This window comes from Tropicimonas sp. IMCC34011 (genome assembly GCF_003390865.1).
In the GTDB taxonomy this organism is placed as follows: Bacteria; Pseudomonadota; Alphaproteobacteria; order Rhodobacterales; family Rhodobacteraceae; genus Tropicimonas_B.
On the sequence record NZ_QMEJ01000001.1, the window covers coordinates 502,629 to 519,486 of the forward strand.

At 65.2% G+C, this 16,858-nt stretch carries 15 protein-coding genes and 1 tRNA gene; 10 read left to right on the forward strand and 6 right to left on the reverse strand.

Annotation, left to right across the window (positions count from 1 at the left end; translation table 11 throughout):
* Window positions 1-24 precede the first annotated feature (24 nt).
* On the reverse strand, window positions 25-804 hold the full coding sequence (locus DQG15_RS02455) for a DeoR/GlpR family DNA-binding transcription regulator (RefSeq protein WP_116082459.1): 780 nt from the start codon (window positions 802-804) through the stop codon (window positions 25-27).
* Between the two features lie 346 nt (window positions 805-1,150).
* Between DQG15_RS02455 and DQG15_RS02460 the strand changes: the two genes are divergently transcribed.
* The 8 genes from DQG15_RS02460 to DQG15_RS18060 all read left to right on the forward strand — a co-directional run bounded on the left by DQG15_RS02460 (window position 1,151) and on the right by DQG15_RS18060 (window position 8,550).
* Window positions 1,151-2,236: an ABC transporter ATP-binding protein gene (locus tag DQG15_RS02460; protein ID WP_116082461.1), complete on the forward strand. Its 1,086-nt coding sequence runs from the start codon at window positions 1,151-1,153 to the stop codon at window positions 2,234-2,236.
* Entirely contained in the window at window positions 2,236-3,342 is a 1,107-nt protein-coding gene (locus DQG15_RS02465) for an ABC transporter ATP-binding protein (protein WP_116082462.1), read from the forward strand. The genes DQG15_RS02460 and DQG15_RS02465 overlap by 1 nt, the downstream gene beginning before the upstream one ends.
* Complete coding sequence (locus DQG15_RS02470) at window positions 3,339-4,211, forward strand: carbohydrate ABC transporter permease (protein ID WP_116082464.1); 873 nt, start codon at window positions 3,339-3,341, stop codon at window positions 4,209-4,211. The genes DQG15_RS02465 and DQG15_RS02470 overlap by 4 nt, the downstream gene beginning before the upstream one ends.
* Window positions 4,211-5,104, forward strand: a complete 894-nt coding sequence (locus DQG15_RS02475) for a carbohydrate ABC transporter permease (RefSeq protein ID WP_116082465.1) — start codon at window positions 4,211-4,213, stop codon at window positions 5,102-5,104. The genes DQG15_RS02470 and DQG15_RS02475 overlap by 1 nt, the downstream gene beginning before the upstream one ends.
* On the forward strand, window positions 5,104-5,334 hold the full coding sequence (locus tag DQG15_RS02480; RefSeq protein ID WP_116082467.1) for a DUF1413 domain-containing protein: 231 nt from the start codon (window positions 5,104-5,106) through the stop codon (window positions 5,332-5,334). Before DQG15_RS02475 ends, DQG15_RS02480 begins: the two co-directional genes overlap by 1 nt.
* A 1-nt stretch (window position 5,335) precedes the next feature.
* Window positions 5,336-5,761 carry a DUF2160 domain-containing protein gene (locus DQG15_RS02485; protein ID WP_370454154.1) on the forward strand — a complete coding sequence of 142 codons (426 nt, stop codon included), beginning with the start codon at window positions 5,336-5,338 and terminating at the stop codon, window positions 5,759-5,761.
* 59 nt (window positions 5,762-5,820) lie between these two features.
* Entirely contained in the window at window positions 5,821-7,539 is a 1,719-nt protein-coding gene (locus tag DQG15_RS02490) for an ABC transporter substrate-binding protein (protein WP_116082469.1), read from the forward strand.
* 375 nt (window positions 7,540-7,914) lie between these two features.
* Window positions 7,915-8,550, forward strand: coding sequence for a hypothetical protein (locus DQG15_RS18060; RefSeq protein WP_157968872.1), 636 nt, complete (start codon window positions 7,915-7,917; stop codon window positions 8,548-8,550).
* A 449-nt stretch (window positions 8,551-8,999) separates the two neighbouring features.
* Here the strand turns inward: DQG15_RS18060 and katG are convergent, their stop codons facing one another.
* A complete protein-coding gene (gene katG / locus DQG15_RS02495) occupies window positions 9,000-11,207 on the reverse strand; it encodes a catalase/peroxidase HPI (RefSeq protein ID WP_116082470.1) in 2,208 nt (735 codons plus the stop codon).
* Between the two features lie 231 nt (window positions 11,208-11,438).
* Window positions 11,439-12,626 (reverse strand): Ldh family oxidoreductase, encoded by a 1,188-nt coding sequence (locus DQG15_RS02500; RefSeq protein ID WP_232830678.1) that lies wholly within the window; start codon window positions 12,624-12,626, stop codon window positions 11,439-11,441.
* Window positions 12,627-12,669: 43 nt separating this feature from the next.
* Between DQG15_RS02500 and DQG15_RS02505 the strand changes: the two genes are divergently transcribed.
* Together DQG15_RS02505 and DQG15_RS02510 are read left to right on the forward strand one after the other, a co-directional pair.
* Window positions 12,670-14,211 carry a malonyl-CoA synthase gene (locus tag DQG15_RS02505; RefSeq protein ID WP_116082474.1) on the forward strand — a complete coding sequence of 514 codons (1,542 nt, stop codon included), beginning with the start codon at window positions 12,670-12,672 and terminating at the stop codon, window positions 14,209-14,211.
* Window positions 14,212-14,278: 67 nt separating this feature from the next.
* Window positions 14,279-14,355: transfer RNA gene (locus DQG15_RS02510), tRNA-Arg, on the forward strand.
* A gap of 167 nt (window positions 14,356-14,522) precedes the next feature.
* Here the strand turns inward: DQG15_RS02510 and DQG15_RS02515 are convergent.
* From DQG15_RS02515 to DQG15_RS02525, 3 genes are read right to left on the reverse strand one after another with little or no spacing between them, the layout of a single operon-like run.
* A complete protein-coding gene (locus DQG15_RS02515; RefSeq protein WP_116082476.1) occupies window positions 14,523-15,746 on the reverse strand; it encodes a cysteine desulfurase in 1,224 nt (407 codons plus the stop codon).
* Entirely contained in the window at window positions 15,743-16,357 is a 615-nt protein-coding gene (locus DQG15_RS02520; protein WP_116082479.1) for a Yip1 family protein, read from the reverse strand. The genes DQG15_RS02515 and DQG15_RS02520 overlap by 4 nt, the downstream gene beginning before the upstream one ends.
* Window positions 16,354-16,857 carry a YIP1 family protein gene (locus DQG15_RS02525; RefSeq protein ID WP_116082480.1) on the reverse strand — a complete coding sequence of 168 codons (504 nt, stop codon included), beginning with the start codon at window positions 16,855-16,857 and terminating at the stop codon, window positions 16,354-16,356. The genes DQG15_RS02520 and DQG15_RS02525 overlap by 4 nt, the downstream gene beginning before the upstream one ends.
* Window position 16,858: the final 1 nt, after the last annotated feature.

Consider the following 16,858-nt stretch of genomic DNA (forward strand, 5'->3'; position numbering starts at 1 on the left):
CGTTTGCCGTTTGCCAGACCCCGGTCAGTCCAAGACCGTCCCCTCGCCCGCGACATGCACGTCGACGGAGTGCTCCGCGCAGCGGCGGAGGAACGCCTCCGGCAACGCGCGGTCGGTGAAGAACGCATCGAGGTCAGCCAGCGTCGCGACGCGGACGGGCGCCTTGCGCAGGAACTTCGAATGATCGGCGACAAGCAGGATGCGCCGCGCCTGGTCTATGATGGTGCGCGTCACACCGACCTCCTGCATGTCGAAATCGAGGACGTCCCCCTCGTCGTCGAGGGCCGAGCAGCCGATCACGGCGACGTCGAACTTGAAATGCCGGATGGTCCGCGTGGTGAGATCTCCGACCAGCCCGCCATCGGAACGCCGCAGCGTTCCACCCGCCACGACGATCTGGCAATCGGGGTTCTTCTCGAGAAGTGCGGCGACGTTGATGTTGTTCGTCACGGCGAGGATGTTGCGGTGCGCGAGCATCCGGGAGGCCACCGCCTCCGTGCTCGTGCCGATGCTCAGAAATACCGAGCAGTCGTTCGGGATCGCTGCGGCGCAGGCGGCGGCGATCGCGCCCTTTGCGCCCGCATGCAGGCCGCGGCGATCCTCGTAACCGATATTGGTGACGCCGGACGGCAGGACCGCCCCGCCATGCACCCGCTCCAGCCGCCCGGTTTCGGCAAGGTCCGCCAGATCCCGCCTGATGGTCTGGAAGGTCACGCCGAAATGCTGCGCGAGAGCGTCCACCGTCACCTTCCCGTCGCGGCGGGCAATTTCGAGAATCTCGGGGTGTCGGATCGTCTGGGACATCGATGGGTTCACCGGTTCGGGTCGGGACGCGCGAGACGGTTATACGTCCCCGGGCGCCCGGCAGAAGACATAAAAAGTGAGTTTCGCCGCAAAAATGCGCCATAAACGCACATCAGCGAACATCAACGCGGACATTTTTTGCGTATCGCAGCGTCAAACGAACATTGGCGAAAGTTAGAACTTGCCGTATCGAGAGCGCCCCGCTAGCGTTGCCGAGACCGTGAGGCTTGGGAGGGCCGATGACCGTTCGGGAGGAGTTCACACCAAATCCGGCCGCCGTTGACGGCAAGCGCGCGCCCCTGCGGCGCCGTTTCTTGCTGCGTGCGGCCGCACCCTGGAGGGCCATATGAGCCTGACGCTCGAGAACGTCTCCAAGGTCGTCGGCGGGGCGACGCACATCCACAAGACGGACCTTACCCTGAGCCCCGGAACGATGAATGTGCTCCTCGGCCCGACGTTGTCCGGCAAGACATCCCTGATGCGCCTCATGGCGGGGCTGGATCAGCCGACGACGGGCCGCATCCTTTGGAAGGGTGAAGATGTGACGGGCCAGAGGGTACAGGATCGCAAGGTGGCGATGGTGTACCAGCAATTCATCAACTACCCGTCGATGAGCGTCTACGACAACATCGCCTCCCCCTTGCGCCTTCTCAAGCTGGACAAGGACGAGATCGACCGCCGGGTGCGGGAGGCCGCGGAGCTGATGCAGCTCACCCCACAAATCGACCGGAAGCCGCTCGAGTTGTCGGGCGGGCAGCAGCAGCGCTGCGCCCTGGCGCGCGCGCTCGTGAAAAATGCGGGCCTCGTCCTGCTCGACGAGCCTCTGGCGAACCTCGACTACAAGCTGCGCGAGGAGCTGAGGGCTGAAATTCCGAAGATCTTCGAACGCTCCGGCTCCATTTTCGTTTACGCCACGACCGAACCCGAGGAAGCGCTGCTCCTCGGCGGGCACTGCGCGACGCTCTGGGAAGGCCGCGTGACGCAGTTCGGGCCCACCCCGTCGGTCTATCGCCGCCCCGTGGATGCGACGACGGCGCGGGTCTTCTCGGATCCCCCGATGAACTTCGTGGATGTCGAGAAGCGGGGCGGCATGCTCCGGTTCGGCAAGACGACGGAGGTTCCGGCCGCGGCGCTTGGCGGCGATCTGGCGGACGGCACGTACAAGGTGGGGTTCCGGCCCAACCACCTCAGCCTCGAAGGCGGGGAGGACGCGCTGACCTTCGACACGACGCTGATCGTGACGGAGATCACGGGCTCCGAAACCTTCGTCCATCTCGACCACGAGGGACAGCGCTGGGTCGGCCTCGTCCACGGCGTCCGGCATCTCGAGCCGGACCAGCCCCTGCGCGTCCACCTGCATCCGCGCCATGTCTATCTCTTCGGCGAGAGCGGCCGTCTCGTACAGCCCGCCCCCTATGCGGAGGCCGCGTAATGGCCAAGATCACCCTTCAGGGCCTCGCCCATTCCTACCTCGAAACCCCCACATCGCCCGAGGACTTCGCGCTTCAGGAGCTGAACCACGACTGGGCGGACGGTGAGGCCTACGCGCTTCTCGGCCCCTCGGGTTGCGGCAAGTCCACGCTTCTGAACATCATTTCGGGCCTTCTCATCCCCTCGCACGGCCGGGTGCTCTTCGACGGCAAGGACGTGACCCACCTGTCGACCGCGGATCGCAACATCGCCCAAGTGTTCCAGTTCCCGGTGGTCTACGACACCATGACCATGCGCGAGAACCTCGCCTTTCCCCTCAAGAACCGGGGACTTCCAACCTCCGAGATCAACGCGCGGGTCGAGCGCATCGGCCGCATGATCGATATGACGGACGTACTCGATCGCCGTGCCTCCGGGCTGACCGCGGATGCCAAGCAGAAGATCAGCCTCGGCCGCGGGATGGTGCGGGACGACGTCAATGCCCTGCTGTTCGACGAGCCACTGACGGTGATCGACCCGCACATGAAATGGGAGCTGCGGACACAGCTGAAGAAGCTGCACCACGAGTTCGGCCATACCATGATCTACGTCACCCACGACCAGACCGAGGCGCTGACCTTCGCCGACAAGGTCGTCGTGATGTATGACGGGCGGGTGGTGCAGATCGGAACGCCGGACGAGCTTTTCGAGCGGCCCGCGCATACCTTCGTCGGGTACTTCATCGGCTCGCCGGGGATGAACCTCTTCGACGCCGAGGTTCAGGGCCGAACGGCCCGGATCGGCGGTGCCGAGATCGATCTGAGCGCAGGCTACACGCCCGGCTCGGGCGCGACGAAGATCGGTGTGCGTCCCGAATACATCCGCCTGGGACAGACCGGCATTCCCGCCCGCGTCACCCGCGTCGAGGATGTCGGGCGGCACAAGATCGTCCGGCTCGATGCCGGCGGAACGCAGGTGGCCGCCATCGTCGGCGAAGGCGCCCCAGTCCCGGACGGCGGTACGCATATCGCCTTCGCCCCCGGCGGGGTGAACGTCTACGAGAACGACTGGCGCGTGGTGCCCGAGGGCGGCGAAGCGCCGCTCGGCGCAGGCAGGGAGGCCGCCTGATGAAGACGGACAATCAGAAAGCCTGGTTCCTCGTCCTGCCCGTGCTGATCCTCGTCGCGTTCTCGGCGGTGATCCCGCTCATGACCGTGGTCAACTACTCGGTGCAGGACACGTTCGGGAACAATCAGTTCTTCTGGGCCGGGCTCGCCTGGTTCGAGGACATGATCCATTCGGAGCGGATGTGGAATGCGCTCGGCCGGCAGATCGTCTTTTCCGGCATCATCCTTGCCATCGAGGTGCCGCTCGGCATCTTCATCGCGCTCAACATGCCGAAGAAAGGCTTCTGGGCGTCCTTCTGTCTCGTCCTGATGTCCCTGCCACTCCTCATTCCCTGGAACGTGGTGGGCACGATCTGGCAGATCTTCGGCCGCGTGGATATCGGCCTCCTCGGCTACACGCTCGATGCGCTCGGGGTCGACTACAACTACACGCAAGGCTTCTACGCCGCCTGGGCCACCGTCATCGTCATGGATGTCTGGCACTGGACCTCGCTCGTCGCGCTTCTGGCCTATGCCGGCCTGCAATCGATCCCGAACGCCTATTACCAGGCCGCGAAGATCGATCAGGCCAGCCGCTGGGCCGTCTTTCGCTACATCGAGCTGCCGAAGATGAAGGGGGTTCTGACCATCGCGATCCTCCTGCGCTTCATGGACAGCTTCAAGATCTACACCGAGCCGTTCGTGCTCACGGGCGGCGGACCGGGCAACGCGACCACGTTCCTCTCCATCGACCTCGTGAAGATGGCGCTCGGGCAGTTCGACCTCGGACCCGCCGCCGCCTTCTCGCTCATGTATTTCCTCGTGATCATGGTGATTTCCTACGTGTTCTACATCGTCATGACCAATGCCGATAAAGAAGGAGGCGCGTGATGAGCAGTGAGACCGCAGCCGCGCCCGGCGCCGCCCACCTGCCCGGCGATCTGTCCCCCGAGGACGCGAACACCAAGCTTCGGCGCGGCTCCCGCTTCAGCGGCTCCGCCGTGGTGATGACGCTCTATCTTCTGTTCCTGCTGGTGCCGATCTACTGGCTGCTCAACATGAGCCTGAAGACCAATGCCGAGATCCTCGGCAGCTTCTCCCTCGTGCCGCAGAACCTGACGCTGGCCAATTACGAGACCATCCTCACAGATCCGTCCTGGTACATGGGCTACGTGAACTCGCTGATCTACGTGGTGATGAACACGGTCATCTCGATCACCGTGGCGCTGCCGGCGGCCTATGCCTTCTCCCGCTACAATTTCCTCGGGGACAAGCACCTGTTCTTCTGGCTGCTGACGAACCGGATGGCGCCGCCTGCGGTCTTCGCCCTGCCCTTCTTCCAGCTCTATTCCTCGGTCGGCCTTTTCGACACGCACATCGCCGTGGCGCTGGCGCACTGCCTCTTCAACGTGCCGCTCGCGGTCTGGATTCTCGAAGGCTTCATGCGCGGTGTGCCAAAGGAAATAGACGAGACGGCCTATATCGACGGGTTCTCCTTCGGGCGGTTCTTCGTGAAGATCTTCATGCCGCTCATCTCCTCCGGGATCGGCGTCGCGGCGTTCTTCTGCTTCATGTTCTCCTGGGTGGAGCTGCTCCTGTCGCGCACCCTGACGAGCGTGAACGCCAAGCCGATCGCCGCCACGATGACGCGGACCGTCGGCGCCGCCGGCATCGACTGGGGCGTCCTCGCTGCCGCCGGCGTCCTGACGATCATCCCGGGCGCACTCGTGATCTACTTCGTGCGCAACTACATCGCCAAGGGCTTCGCCCTGGGGAGGGTGTGATGACCGGCGACGAGATCGAGACCCTTGTTCGCAAGGCAAAGCAGCAGCCTGAGGGCGAGTTCCACTTTCCGGACCTCTACGGCAACGGCTGGGATGCGCTGCCGATCGGGCGGAAGGTTGCCAAGGGCAATGCCTTCCTCCGTCTTGTGCGTCGCGGCGATGTCCCCGGCATCGAGGATACCGGGACGAAGGCCGGCGGTGGCCGCATCTATCGCAAGAAGGACAGCTGACATGGCCGCCACGTCCCCCGTCTCCCGCGGCCACAAGGGCCTCTTCGCAGGGCTCGTCCTGCCATGGCTCGCGGCCGGTATCTTTATCCTCGTCGTCGCCATGGGCGCGAGCGGCGAGGACAGCGCCATCGCCTGGACTGACAGCCTGAGCCCCGGTGGCTGGATGGCATGGGTCCTGCCGACGGCGCTCTTCTTCTGGCTGGTGGCGGGACTTCTGGTCGCGCTTTCCATCCTCGCCATCCGCTACCCCGAGACGCCCCGCCGGGGCGTGCTCGGCATCGAGACGACGCGGGGAGACCGGCTCTTCATCGCCCTTCTTGCGTCGGGCTTCATCAATCTCGCGTGGCTGGGACTGGCCTTGGGCCCCCAGTGGATCGCGCTGATCGTATGTCTTGTCGTTGCGGCAGGCATATTCCGGTTCGTCTGAAAGGGCGAACCCAAGACCAAGACCAACGCTCACCATACGTTCACCCAGGGAGGACCAACATGAACGTCTCACTCAGATCGACCACCGCGCTCGCGGCGGCGCTGGGGCTGCTCTCGGCCCCGGCCTTCGCCGACATGGACGCGGCAATGGAATTCCTCGACACCGAGATCGACGGCGTCACCACCCTGTCCCGCGAGGAGCAGGAAGCGGAGATGCAGTGGTTCATCGACGCCGCGGAACAGTTCCAGGGGATGGACATCAACGTCGTCTCCGAGACCATCACGACGCATGAATACGAAGCCCAAGTGCTGGCCCCGGCCTTCTCCGCGATCACGGGGATCAACGTCACGCACGACCTGATCGGCGAGGGCGACGTGGTCGAGCGGCTCCAGGTGCAAATGCAGTCCGGGCAGAACGTCTACGATGCGTTCGTCAACGACTCGGACCTGATCGGCACCCACTGGCGCTACGGCCAGGCGCGCAACCTCACCGAATGGATGGCCGGGACCGGCGCTGACGTGACCTCGCCCACCCTCGATCTCGACGACTTCATCGGCACCCAGTTCACCACCGGGCCGGACGGCAACCTCTACCAGCTTCCGGATCAGCAGTTCGCGAACCTGTACTGGTTCCGCTACGATTGGTTCAACGACGAGAAGAACAAGACGGACTTCCAGGAGGAGTACGGCTACGAGCTCGGCGTTCCGGTCAACTGGGCGGCCTATGAGGACATCGCGGAGTTCTTCACCGGGCGCGACCTCAGCCACATGGGGATCGACGACGAGATCTATGGCAACATGGATTACGGCAAGAAGGACCCCTCCCTCGGCTGGCGCTACACCGATGCGTGGATGTCGATGGCCGGCATGGGCGACAAGGGTGAGCCGAACGGCCTGCCGGTGGACGAATGGGGCATCCGGGTGAACGAGAACTCCCAGCCCGTCGGCGCCTGCATGGACCGCGGCGGCGCAACCAACTCCCCCGCCGCCGTCTATGCCGTCGACAAGGCGATCCAGTGGCTTCAGGACTACTCGCCGCCCGCCGCCGCCGGCATGACCTTCTCCGAGGCCGGCCCGGTCCCGGGACAGGGCAACATCGCTCAGCAGATGTTCCTCTACACCACCTTCGTCGCCCCGCTCGTCGACAGCCCGGCGGTGATGAACGAGGACGGCACGCCGAAATGGCGCCTCGCCCCCTCGCCCCACGGCGTCTACTGGGAAGAGGGCATGAAGGTCGGCTATCAGGACGTGGGCTCCTGGACGATCCTCGACTCGACGCCCGACGACCGCGCCAAGGCCGCCTGGCTCTACGCGCAGTTCGTCACCTCCAAGACGGTCGACGTGAAGAAGGCCGACGTCGGTCTGACCTTCATCCGGGACAGCACGATCAACTCGGAGCACTTCACCGAGCGTGCGCCGAACCTCGGCGGTCTCGTCGAGTTCTATCGCTCCCCCGACCGCGTGCGCTGGTCGCCCACCGGCACGAACGTTCCCGACTACCCCAAGCTCGCGCAGCTGTGGTGGCAGAACATCGGTGACGCCATGTCCGGCGCCAAGACCTCGCAGGAAGCCCTCGACACGCTCTGCTCCGACATGGAGGACGTAATGGAGCGTCTCGAGCGCGCCGGCGTTCAGGGGGACCTCGGCCCCGCACTCAACGAGCCCGAGACGGCCGAATACTGGCTCGAGCAGCCCGGCGCCCCCAAGCCCGCGCTCGAAAACGAGGACGAGGAGCCCCAGACCATCCCCTACGACGATCTGGTCGCCTCCTGGCAGTAACCCCCGGATCCCCGCCTTCGGGGATCGGCCAAGACGAGAGCCCCCCGCGAGAGATCGCGGGGGTGTTTTTTTCATGCGGCGTCCGATGTGCTCAGGCGCTGCATTCTGGACTTGATCGTCCACCCGTGTCCGCCCTTGTCAGGTACCAGACAAAAGTGACTGTCCTGTCATGTCACTGACCCAGATCGCGTGCGCAAAGGAGGAGCTGTCGTCCGTGCCCCACGCAGCGAAGGTCGGCTTCGATTCAATGCACATCGATGCTTCGGCATAGACCGATGTCAGCTTTTCGATTTTAATTTCTTACGCTACAATACGCAGAACTGCCGACGACCTTTTCTCCAAATTCTTCCTCGCAAACAACTGAAAGTCGGACTTATGCAGCTTTTGACGACGACAAACGTTTACGGACCCGACGATCAATCAAACGAAGCATTCCTTGAACTCGTCAGAGTTCCGCCTCCGGGAATAATGATATTAGATGGGAACGCCGGACTAGGTGCCGATTGGCCTGCCGGAATTTGGAAGAGTATGCAAGGAGCTTCTGTAGCGCTCGCTATATTCGCAGCTCCATCCACAATTGAAGAAAACTGGCCCTTATGGAAAGAGATATTTGACGATATCGCTCAGCGAATTATGGAGTTTCATGGGGAGTATCGAATTGATCGTGATAGCGCACAGGTCATTGCGATGCATCACTCCGTTGCAGTATGGGAAATCGCTCCAAATCGAATGTCAGTTCACATGGCCGTCCGCCATTACTTTTCAACGGCAGCTGGATACCAGGACCTTCTAGAAACTGATCGCGTAGATATGGATTGGCCAGAGCGCGGAGAATTTGGCTCCGAAGGCTTTTCCGTTGGTGTGCGCAGCAACGAAGAGGCGGCACGGCAAGCTCGATGTCGCTATATTTTCGGGATCGACGATGGTTCTAAGTGCCTAACCATTGTGGTCGAGTCGGATGGAACTGTTTCGTTCGCGCAGGAACTGGATATGAAACACGAATGGGGTTGAACGCCATGGTTGCGTCTTTTTTGAAGGATAAATGGCATATTCGAATACCAAATTTTTGAGTGAGCTAGAAACAGACGTTTTTGGCGCGAGATGTGAAGCGATCATTAGGATGTTTGCCATCAATGTCCGCTTCGGCCCGCATACTGGACCTTCGTCCCCCCGTGCCCTTGGTCCGGTCCGAGTCAGAAATGCGCAGCGGTTGGGTCGGAATTGCTTGACGTGGCGAGCTGCCGTAACCCGGAAGACACTGACTGCGGTTCGCGTTCGCTGAACACTCGACAGCCATGACGGTGCTTCGGAAATTCGAGGCTCAGTATCTACGGGACCTGTCGATCCCGGAGTTTTCAACAGAACGCCGACACCGCCACCCAACCGACGAAAAAGCCCGGGGCGACCTGCATCGCTCCGGGCTTTCTCATGTCATGGCCCCTCTTGCGGAGGCGGGACCGTCAGGCCAGGTCGAAGCGATCGGCGTTCATGACCTTTGTCCAGGCGGCGACGAAATCGCGGGCGAACTTCTCGCCGGCGTCGTCGGCGGCGTAGACTTCCGACAGGCTCCGGAGCTGCGAATTGGAGCCGAAGACGAGGTCGACGCGGCTCGCGGTCCATTTCAGCTCATCGCTCGCGCGGTCCCGGCCCTCGTAAACGTGCTCGTTTGCCTCCGACTTCTTCCATGCGACGTCCATGTCGAGCAGGTTGACGAAGAAGTCGTTGGTGAGCTGCCCCTTCCGGGTCGTGAAGACCCCGTGGGGCTGATCCCCGTAGGTCGCGCCAAGAACGCGCAGGCCACCGATCAGGACGGTCATCTCGGGCGCCGTCAGGGTCAGGAGCTGCGCCCGGTCCACCATGATCTTCTCGGTGGGAACGGTGATCTGGGCGTGGACATAGTTGCGGAACGCATCCGCATGCGGCTCCATCGCGTCGAAGGAGGCGGCGTCCGTCTGCTCCTGGGTCGCATCCGTCCGGCCGGGCGCGAAGGGCACCTCGATGGAGTGGCCAGCGTCCTTCGCCGCCTTCTCCACCGCCGCGCTGCCGCCGAGGACGATGAGGTCCGCCAGCGACACCTTCTTCGGCGCGCTCACCGCGTCGAAGTCCGACTTGATGCCTTCGAGGGTGCCCAGAACCTTGCCGAGCCGGGCCGGCTGGTTGACCTCCCAGTCCTTCTGCGGCGCGAGCCGGATGCGCGCCCCGTTCGCCCCGCCCCGACGGTCCGAGCCGCGGAAGACGGAGGCCGAGGACCACGCGGTGTAGACCAGGTCAGCCACCGAAAGGCCGGAGCCGAGAATGGTCTCCTTCAGCGCCGCGACATCGGAGGCATCGATCTGATCGTAGTCCGCCTTCGGCAGCGGATCCTGCCAGATCAGGTCCTCATCCGGGACCTCCTTGCCGATGTAGCGGACCTTGGGGCCCATGTCGCGGTGGGTCAGCTTGAACCAGGCGCGGGCGAAGGCATCGGCGAACTCCTCGGGGTTCTCGTAGAACCGACGGGAGATCTTCTCATACGTGGGATCGACGCGCAGGGCGAGGTCCGTCGTTAGCATGTTCGGCGTGCGTCTCTTGCCGGGCTCGTGCGGATCGGGAACGGTCCCCTCCCCCTCACCCCCCTTCGGCGTCCACTGATTGGCGCCGGCCGGGCTCTTGGTCAGTTCCCACTCGTAGTCGAAGAGGATGCGGAAGTACTCGTTGCTCCACTCGGTAGGTTTCGTCGACCAGATGACCTCGAGGCCGGAGGTGAAGGTGTCATTGCCGTGCAGCCCGTGCTTGTGCTTCCAGCCGAAGCCCTGCTCGGTGATGTCCGCGCCCTCTGGCTCGAAATCTATGTCGTCGGGGCTGCCGGCGCCGTGGGTCTTGCCGAAGGTATGCCCGCCGGCGATCAGCGCGACGGTCTCCTCGTCGTTCATCGCCATGCGGCCGAACGTCTCGCGGATGTCCTGCGCGGAGGCCATGGGATCGGGCGTGCCGTCCGGCCCCTCGGGATTGACGTAGATCAGGCCCATCTGGACTGCGGCCAGCGGGTTCTCCAGCGCGCGGCCTTCGGAATAGCGGCTGTTCGGCTTGTCGGAGGTGGCGAGCCATTCCTCCTCGGAGCCCCAGTAGATGTCTTCGCCCGGCTCGTGCACGTCGGCACGCCCGCCCGAATACCCGAACGTCTTGAAGCCCATGCTTTCGAGCGCGACGTTCCCGGCGAGGATCATGAGATCCGCCCAAGAGATCGCCCGGCCGTACTTCTTCTTCACCGGCCAGAGCAGGCGCCGGGCCTTGTCGAGGTTGGCATTGTCCGGCCAGGAGTTCAGCGGGGCGAACCGCTGGGAGCCGCTCGTCGCGCCGCCCCGGCCATCACCGATGCGATAGGTGCCCGCGGAATGCCAGGCCATGCGGATGATGAAGGGCCCGTAATGGCCCCAGTCGGCCGGCCACCAGGGCTGGGTATCCGTCATCAGCGCAGTGAGATCCTGCTTCACGGCATCGAGGTCGAGCGCCTTGAAGGCCTCGGCATAGTCGAAGTCCGGATCCATGGGATTGGACAGGTCGGAATGCTGGTGCAGGATCTTGAGGTTGAGCTGTTCGGGCCACCATTCGCGATTGCCGCGTCCCGTCTGCTTCGGCGTATGGATGACGGGGCATCCGCCAGCTCGTTGTGCGTCGTTTCCGTCCATGTCGGTCTCCCGTGGCTGTCGTCGTGTCGGCTGCGGTCTCGGGGGCCGGGGCCGTCCCGCTCCCCGTCCGGCCCCCCGGAAAGGGCGCCGCGGAGCGGGGCGGGACGACGGTTCCGGCGCGGTCCCGATTGGTCCGAGCGTCGTTACGGGCGCGTTCCTAACCGATCGATCCCATCGGTTTAAGTTATTTTTCCTGATCCGATCCTGAAGCTGCGCTTATACCTGCGCGCGTCAGCCCGGCGCCCTCACGGCATCCAGTCCGCCTTCGGACAGCCGGTCCAGGGTCGCCATCTGGTCCGCGCTCAAGCCGATGCCGTCCGCCTTCGAGATTGTCCGGGCAGCGTAGCGGCGCTGCGACGGAAGGCGGCCGGTCTGTCCGCCGAGCGCTTCGATCAGGCGTTCCCCCTCCTGGCCCGGATCGCGGCCGGAGCCGGCGGCGAAGGTGCCGGGATCGAAGGCGAGGATCAGCGCGCCATGGCGCGGCGGCAGCGCTGCGCCGCCGGCGAAGTCCCGCGCCTCGACGCTCATCCTGTCCCCCAGCATCGCGCCGGCCAAAAGCTCGATCATCGCCGAGATCGCCGTTCCCTTGTGCGCCCCGAAGGTCAGGAGCGCCCCGTCGAGCGCCGCTTGCGGATCTCTCGTCGGGGCGCCTGCCCTGTCGACGGCCCAGCCCTCGGGCAGCTCCGTTCCGGCCTTGCGGTGCAGTTCGACCTCACCGCGCGCGGCGACGCTGGTGGCGAAGTCGAACACGTAGGGATCTGCGTCCGGTCGGGGCCAGCCGAAGGCGAAGGGGTTGGTGCCGAGAAGCGGTTCGGTGCCGCCGAACGGCGCCACGGTGGCATAGCTCGGACACATCGAGATCGACGCGAGCCCGGCCCGCGCGAGATCCTCGACCTCCGGCCAGAGCGCCGCGAAATGCAGGCAATCGGTGATCGCAAGCGCCGCCAGACCCAACTCTCGCGTCCGCGCGATCAGGGCGGGGCGAGCCAGCTCCCATGCCGCGGGCGCAAAGCCGCCGCCGGCATCGACCCTGAGGATCGGCCCCTCGCCGGCGGCGAGGCGCGGCTCGGCCTCCGGCTCGACCTGCCCGGCCTTCAGGACCTGAAGGCATTGTTCGAGCCGGTGCAGGCCGTGCGAGGCGCAGCCATCCCGCTCCCCCGCCACGATGACCCGCGCTACGGCCCCTGCGGGCATCGGCGCGACCCCGCAGATCTCGAGGATCCCCTGGACCCGTGCCTCCAGCGCTTCAATTCCGACCCTCACAGAGTCCACCATCGACATCTCCCACGCGGCATGAACGGTGGACGGTGTATCGCATGTCGCCTCGAGAGAACATGTCCGACCGGGGTGGACGGCAGAGCGGTCGCGCACGCCCACCTCCCACCCGCCCCCGCTGATGGACAGACCGTTCCGTTCCATGGAAGAAGGGGGCGGAATGACGAGCGAAGGAGCACCCCCCTGGATGACCGCGCTGACAGGAAACGCCCTCTGGGATACGCTTTTCGCCCCGCATGAGGGTTCGGAGTCGACCTTCCTCCACCTGCCGGACGGACGGACGATCTCCTACGCGGAGTTCCTCGGCCACTCGGCCCGCCTTGCAGGCGCGCTGCGGCAGGCAGGGCTCGCGCCGGGAGACCGCGTCGCGGTGCAGGCTGCCAAGTCAGCGGACGCCCTTGCGCTCTATGCCGCCTGCGTGCGCACCGGGCTGATCTACCTGCCGCTCAATACCGGGTACACGGCGGCCGAGGTCTCCTACTTCGTCGAGGACAGCGCCGCGCGTATCCTCGTCTGCGATCCCTCCTCCGAGGAGACGCTCGCCCCCGTCTGCGAAGCTTCGGGTGCGCGGCTCCTGACGCTGGACGCGGCGGGCGCCGGAACCCTGGCAGATCTGGCCGAGAGTGCCGCCGCCTTCCCCGGCGCCGAGCCCCGGACGGACGACGACCTCGCCGCCTTTCTCTACACCTCCGGCACCACGGGGCGCAGCAAGGGTGCGATGCTGACCCATGCCAACCTCGCGTCCAACGCCCTGACGCTCCGGGAGCACTGGCGGTTCACCGAGGCCGACACGCTGCTTCATGCGCTGCCGATCTTTCACACCCACGGCCTCTTCGTCGCCACGAACGTCACCCTCGCCGCCGGCGGCGCCATGGTGCTCCTGCCGAAACTCGACACAGCCGAGCTGATCCGCTGGATGCCCGAGGCGACCGCGCTCATGGGCGTGCCGACCTTCTATACCCGCCTTCTGGCCGATCCGGGCTTCACGGCGGAGGTCGCTGGGGGGATGCGTCTCTTCATCTCCGGCTCCGCGCCGCTCCTGTCCGAGACGCATCGGGACTTCGAGGCCCGCACGGGGCACCGCATCCTGGAGCGCTACGGCATGACGGAGACGAACATGTCCGTCTCCAACCCCTACGAGGGCGCGCGAAAGCCAGGCACGGTCGGCCGCCCCCTGCCCGGCGTCGAGCTGCGCGTTGTCGACCGGGAGAGCGGCGCGCCCGTGCCGCAGGGCGAGACGGGCATTGTCGAGGTACGCGGACCGAACGTTTTCCAAGGCTATTGGAACATGCCCGAGAAGACGGCCGCCGAGTTCCGCCCGGACGGGTTCTTCATCACCGGCGATCTCGGCAGGCTGGACGAGGACGGCTACCTCACGATCGTCGGCCGGGACAAGGACCTCGTGATCTCGGGGGGATACAACGTCTACCCCAAGGAAATCGAAGAGGTGCTGGACGAGATGGAGGGCGTTCTGGAAAGCGCCGTCATCGGCTGTCCCGACGCTGATCTGGGCGAGGTGCCGCTCGCCATCATCGTGCCCGCACCGGGCGCCACCCCGGATCTGGACGCCATCGCGGCACGGCTCGGCGAGACCCTCGCGCGCTACAAGCAGCCGCGGGGCTACGAGGTCGTCGACGAGCTGCCACGCAACACCATGGGAAAGGTCCAGAAGGCAGAGCTCCGGCGCCGCTATTCGGCCAGCCGAGGGGGCGCCGACGCCCCGCGTTGACGCCGCAGGAGGCCCTCCGATCTTACGCTTGCGAAGGGTGTCCGCATCCAGTAGGAGACGCCCCAAGGCACCCGTAGCTCAGCTGGATAGAGCGCTGCCCTCCGAAGGCAGAGGCCATAGGTTCGAATCCTATCGGGTGCACCATTTCCTGACATGATCCCGTCCGGTCGGCGCGCCAAAGCGCCTCCCCGTGCAGCGACGTGATACCCGGGGTCAGCCCGCTTGAGCCTCAGCATCTCCACACCGCATTGATCCAAGCCCTGCCCTCGCCGCAGGCGCCGTCGCTCTTCACGTCGGCGCCGGCGCCCGCTTCAGGCGAAGAGGTCGTGGCAGAGTTCCAGAGCGTCCACCAGCGTGTCGACCTCCGCCTTAGTGTTGTACATCCCGAAAGACGCACGGCAGGTGGCGCTGACACCGAGCCTGTCCATCAGGGGGCCCGCGCAATGGTGACCCGCTCGGACGGCGACGCCTTTCTTGTCCAGAACGGTCGCGATGTCATGCGGATGGGCGGCGCCGTCGAGCGTGAAGGAGAAGATAGCGCCCTTGCCCGGAGCCTGCCCCTGGATATGCAGCCAGTTCAGCCCCGTCAGCTTCTCCCGCGCATAGCGCGCGAGCTCGGCTTCCCACGCGGCGATGTTCTCCATGCCGATGGCGGAGACGTAATCGATGGCCGCACCGAGGCCGATCTGGGCCACGATGGAGGGGGTGCCCGCCTCGAACAGCATCGGCGGATCCGCGTAGATCACCTCGTCCTTGTGGACCTCGCGGATCATGTCGCCACCCCCAAGGAACGGGCGCATCTCGGCGAGCCGTTCGGGGCGGACATGCATCCCGCCGGAGCCGGACGGCGCGTAGAGCTTGTGGCCGGTGAAAAGATAGAAGTCAGCGCCGATCGCGGCAACGTCGACCGGGCGATGCACCGCAGCCTGACTGCCATCCACGAGGACTGGCACGCCGGCCTCATGCGCCCCCTCGACGATGGCTTCGACGTCCACCACCGTGCCGAGGACGTTGGACATGTGCGTGACGGCGACGAGCTTGGTCTTCGGACCGATCGCATCGATCACGGCCTGCGGATCGAGCGCGCCGCTATCGTCCACGTCGACCCACTTGATGACGACGCCCTGACGCTCGCGCAGGAAGTGCCAGGGAACGATGTTGGCATGGTGCTCCATCACCGACAGGACGATCTCGTCCCCCGCCTCCATGCGTGGCATGGCCCAGGAATACGCGACGAGATTGATCCCCATCGTCGTCCCGGTGGTGAAGATGATCTCGTCTTCCGAGGGCGCGTTCAGAAAGCGCGCGATCTTGCCGCGCACACTTTCGTACTTGTCGGTCGCAACATTAGAAAGGTAGTGCAAACCTCTGTGAACGTTGGAATATTCTTCAGCGTATCCGCGAGTTACCGCATCGATCACGGCCTGCGGCTTCTGCGCCGAAGCTCCGTTGTCCAGGTAGACGAGCGGCTTTCCATTCACCTCGCGGGAGAGGATCGGAAAGTCGGCGCGGATCGCGCCCACGTCGTAGGTCATGCGGGAACGCCCCCGATGAAGAGAATGAGAATCGCGTAGAGGATCGCCATCCCGACCGCGAGGAACAGCAGCGCGGTCATCGCCCCGCCGAGGACGAGCCACGGGGAGCCGAACCCGTAGAGCGCGGTTCCGAACTGGGCGAGCAGCCAGAAGAAGATCAGGACGGCGGCGAGGCCGAGGAGTCCGGAGAGGCCGGGAGCGATCGGCAGAAGCAGCGTCTGGAGCGCTTGGATGCAGACGAGAACGAACTGAAGCCAGGCGGAGATCGCGACGGCATCCGCCAACTCCCCCCGTCCGCCCATCCGCTCGGCGACCTTGTGCAGGAACACTGTCCCGAGGGCGAGAAGCCCGCCTTGCATGGCCGCGAGGATCATGGGGTTGCCGAAGAGCATCAGGATCGCGGCGTACTCGGCGTCTTCAGGCAGATCCGTCGTCGGAATGCCGGCCGAGATCGACGCCAGAATCGTGCCGAGGATGACGGACAGCGCGAGCGCCATCCATGCCGCATGCAGCGGAATCCGGAGCGCACGGATGACCGCGACGGTCGCTTTCGGATCGCGCAGGGAGAGGCCGAGGAGGGCTGGGACGGACGGGAGTTCTCTGTCGCTCATGCGGCCACCCTGCCCCGTCCCCGCTCCGCTTCCCAGAGACAGGCGCCCCAGATCGCGAAAAAAGCGAGCGTTGCGACCGAGGCGACAACTGTGAGGATCGGTCCGGGCCCGGCAAGCCCGGCGGCAAGACCGTGGAGGAGCCAAAGAGGCGCTGCGGCGAGGAGAGACCAGAAGAGCGCAAGGCGCGCGGCGTAGAAACTACCCCGCCCGCCGAAGGGCAACGCGACAAGGTGGGACACACCGGCAACCGCATAGAAGACCAGCGGCGCGAGGCAGACCCAGCCGAGGAGCGCGCCCCCGAGGCGCATGTCGAGCGGCGGTCCGTCCGGATCGAGATGTGCCGCGCGGGCCAGGATCGGCCAGGACGACACGAACAGAAGCGCGCAGGCCAGCAGAAGGACGGCCGCGGCGCGATCCTCCCGCTGCCCCGCGGAGAGGCGCCGCCGGAACACGGCCCGCGGCGCGCGCCAGCTTGCGAGCATGTCGGCGGCGACGCCCATG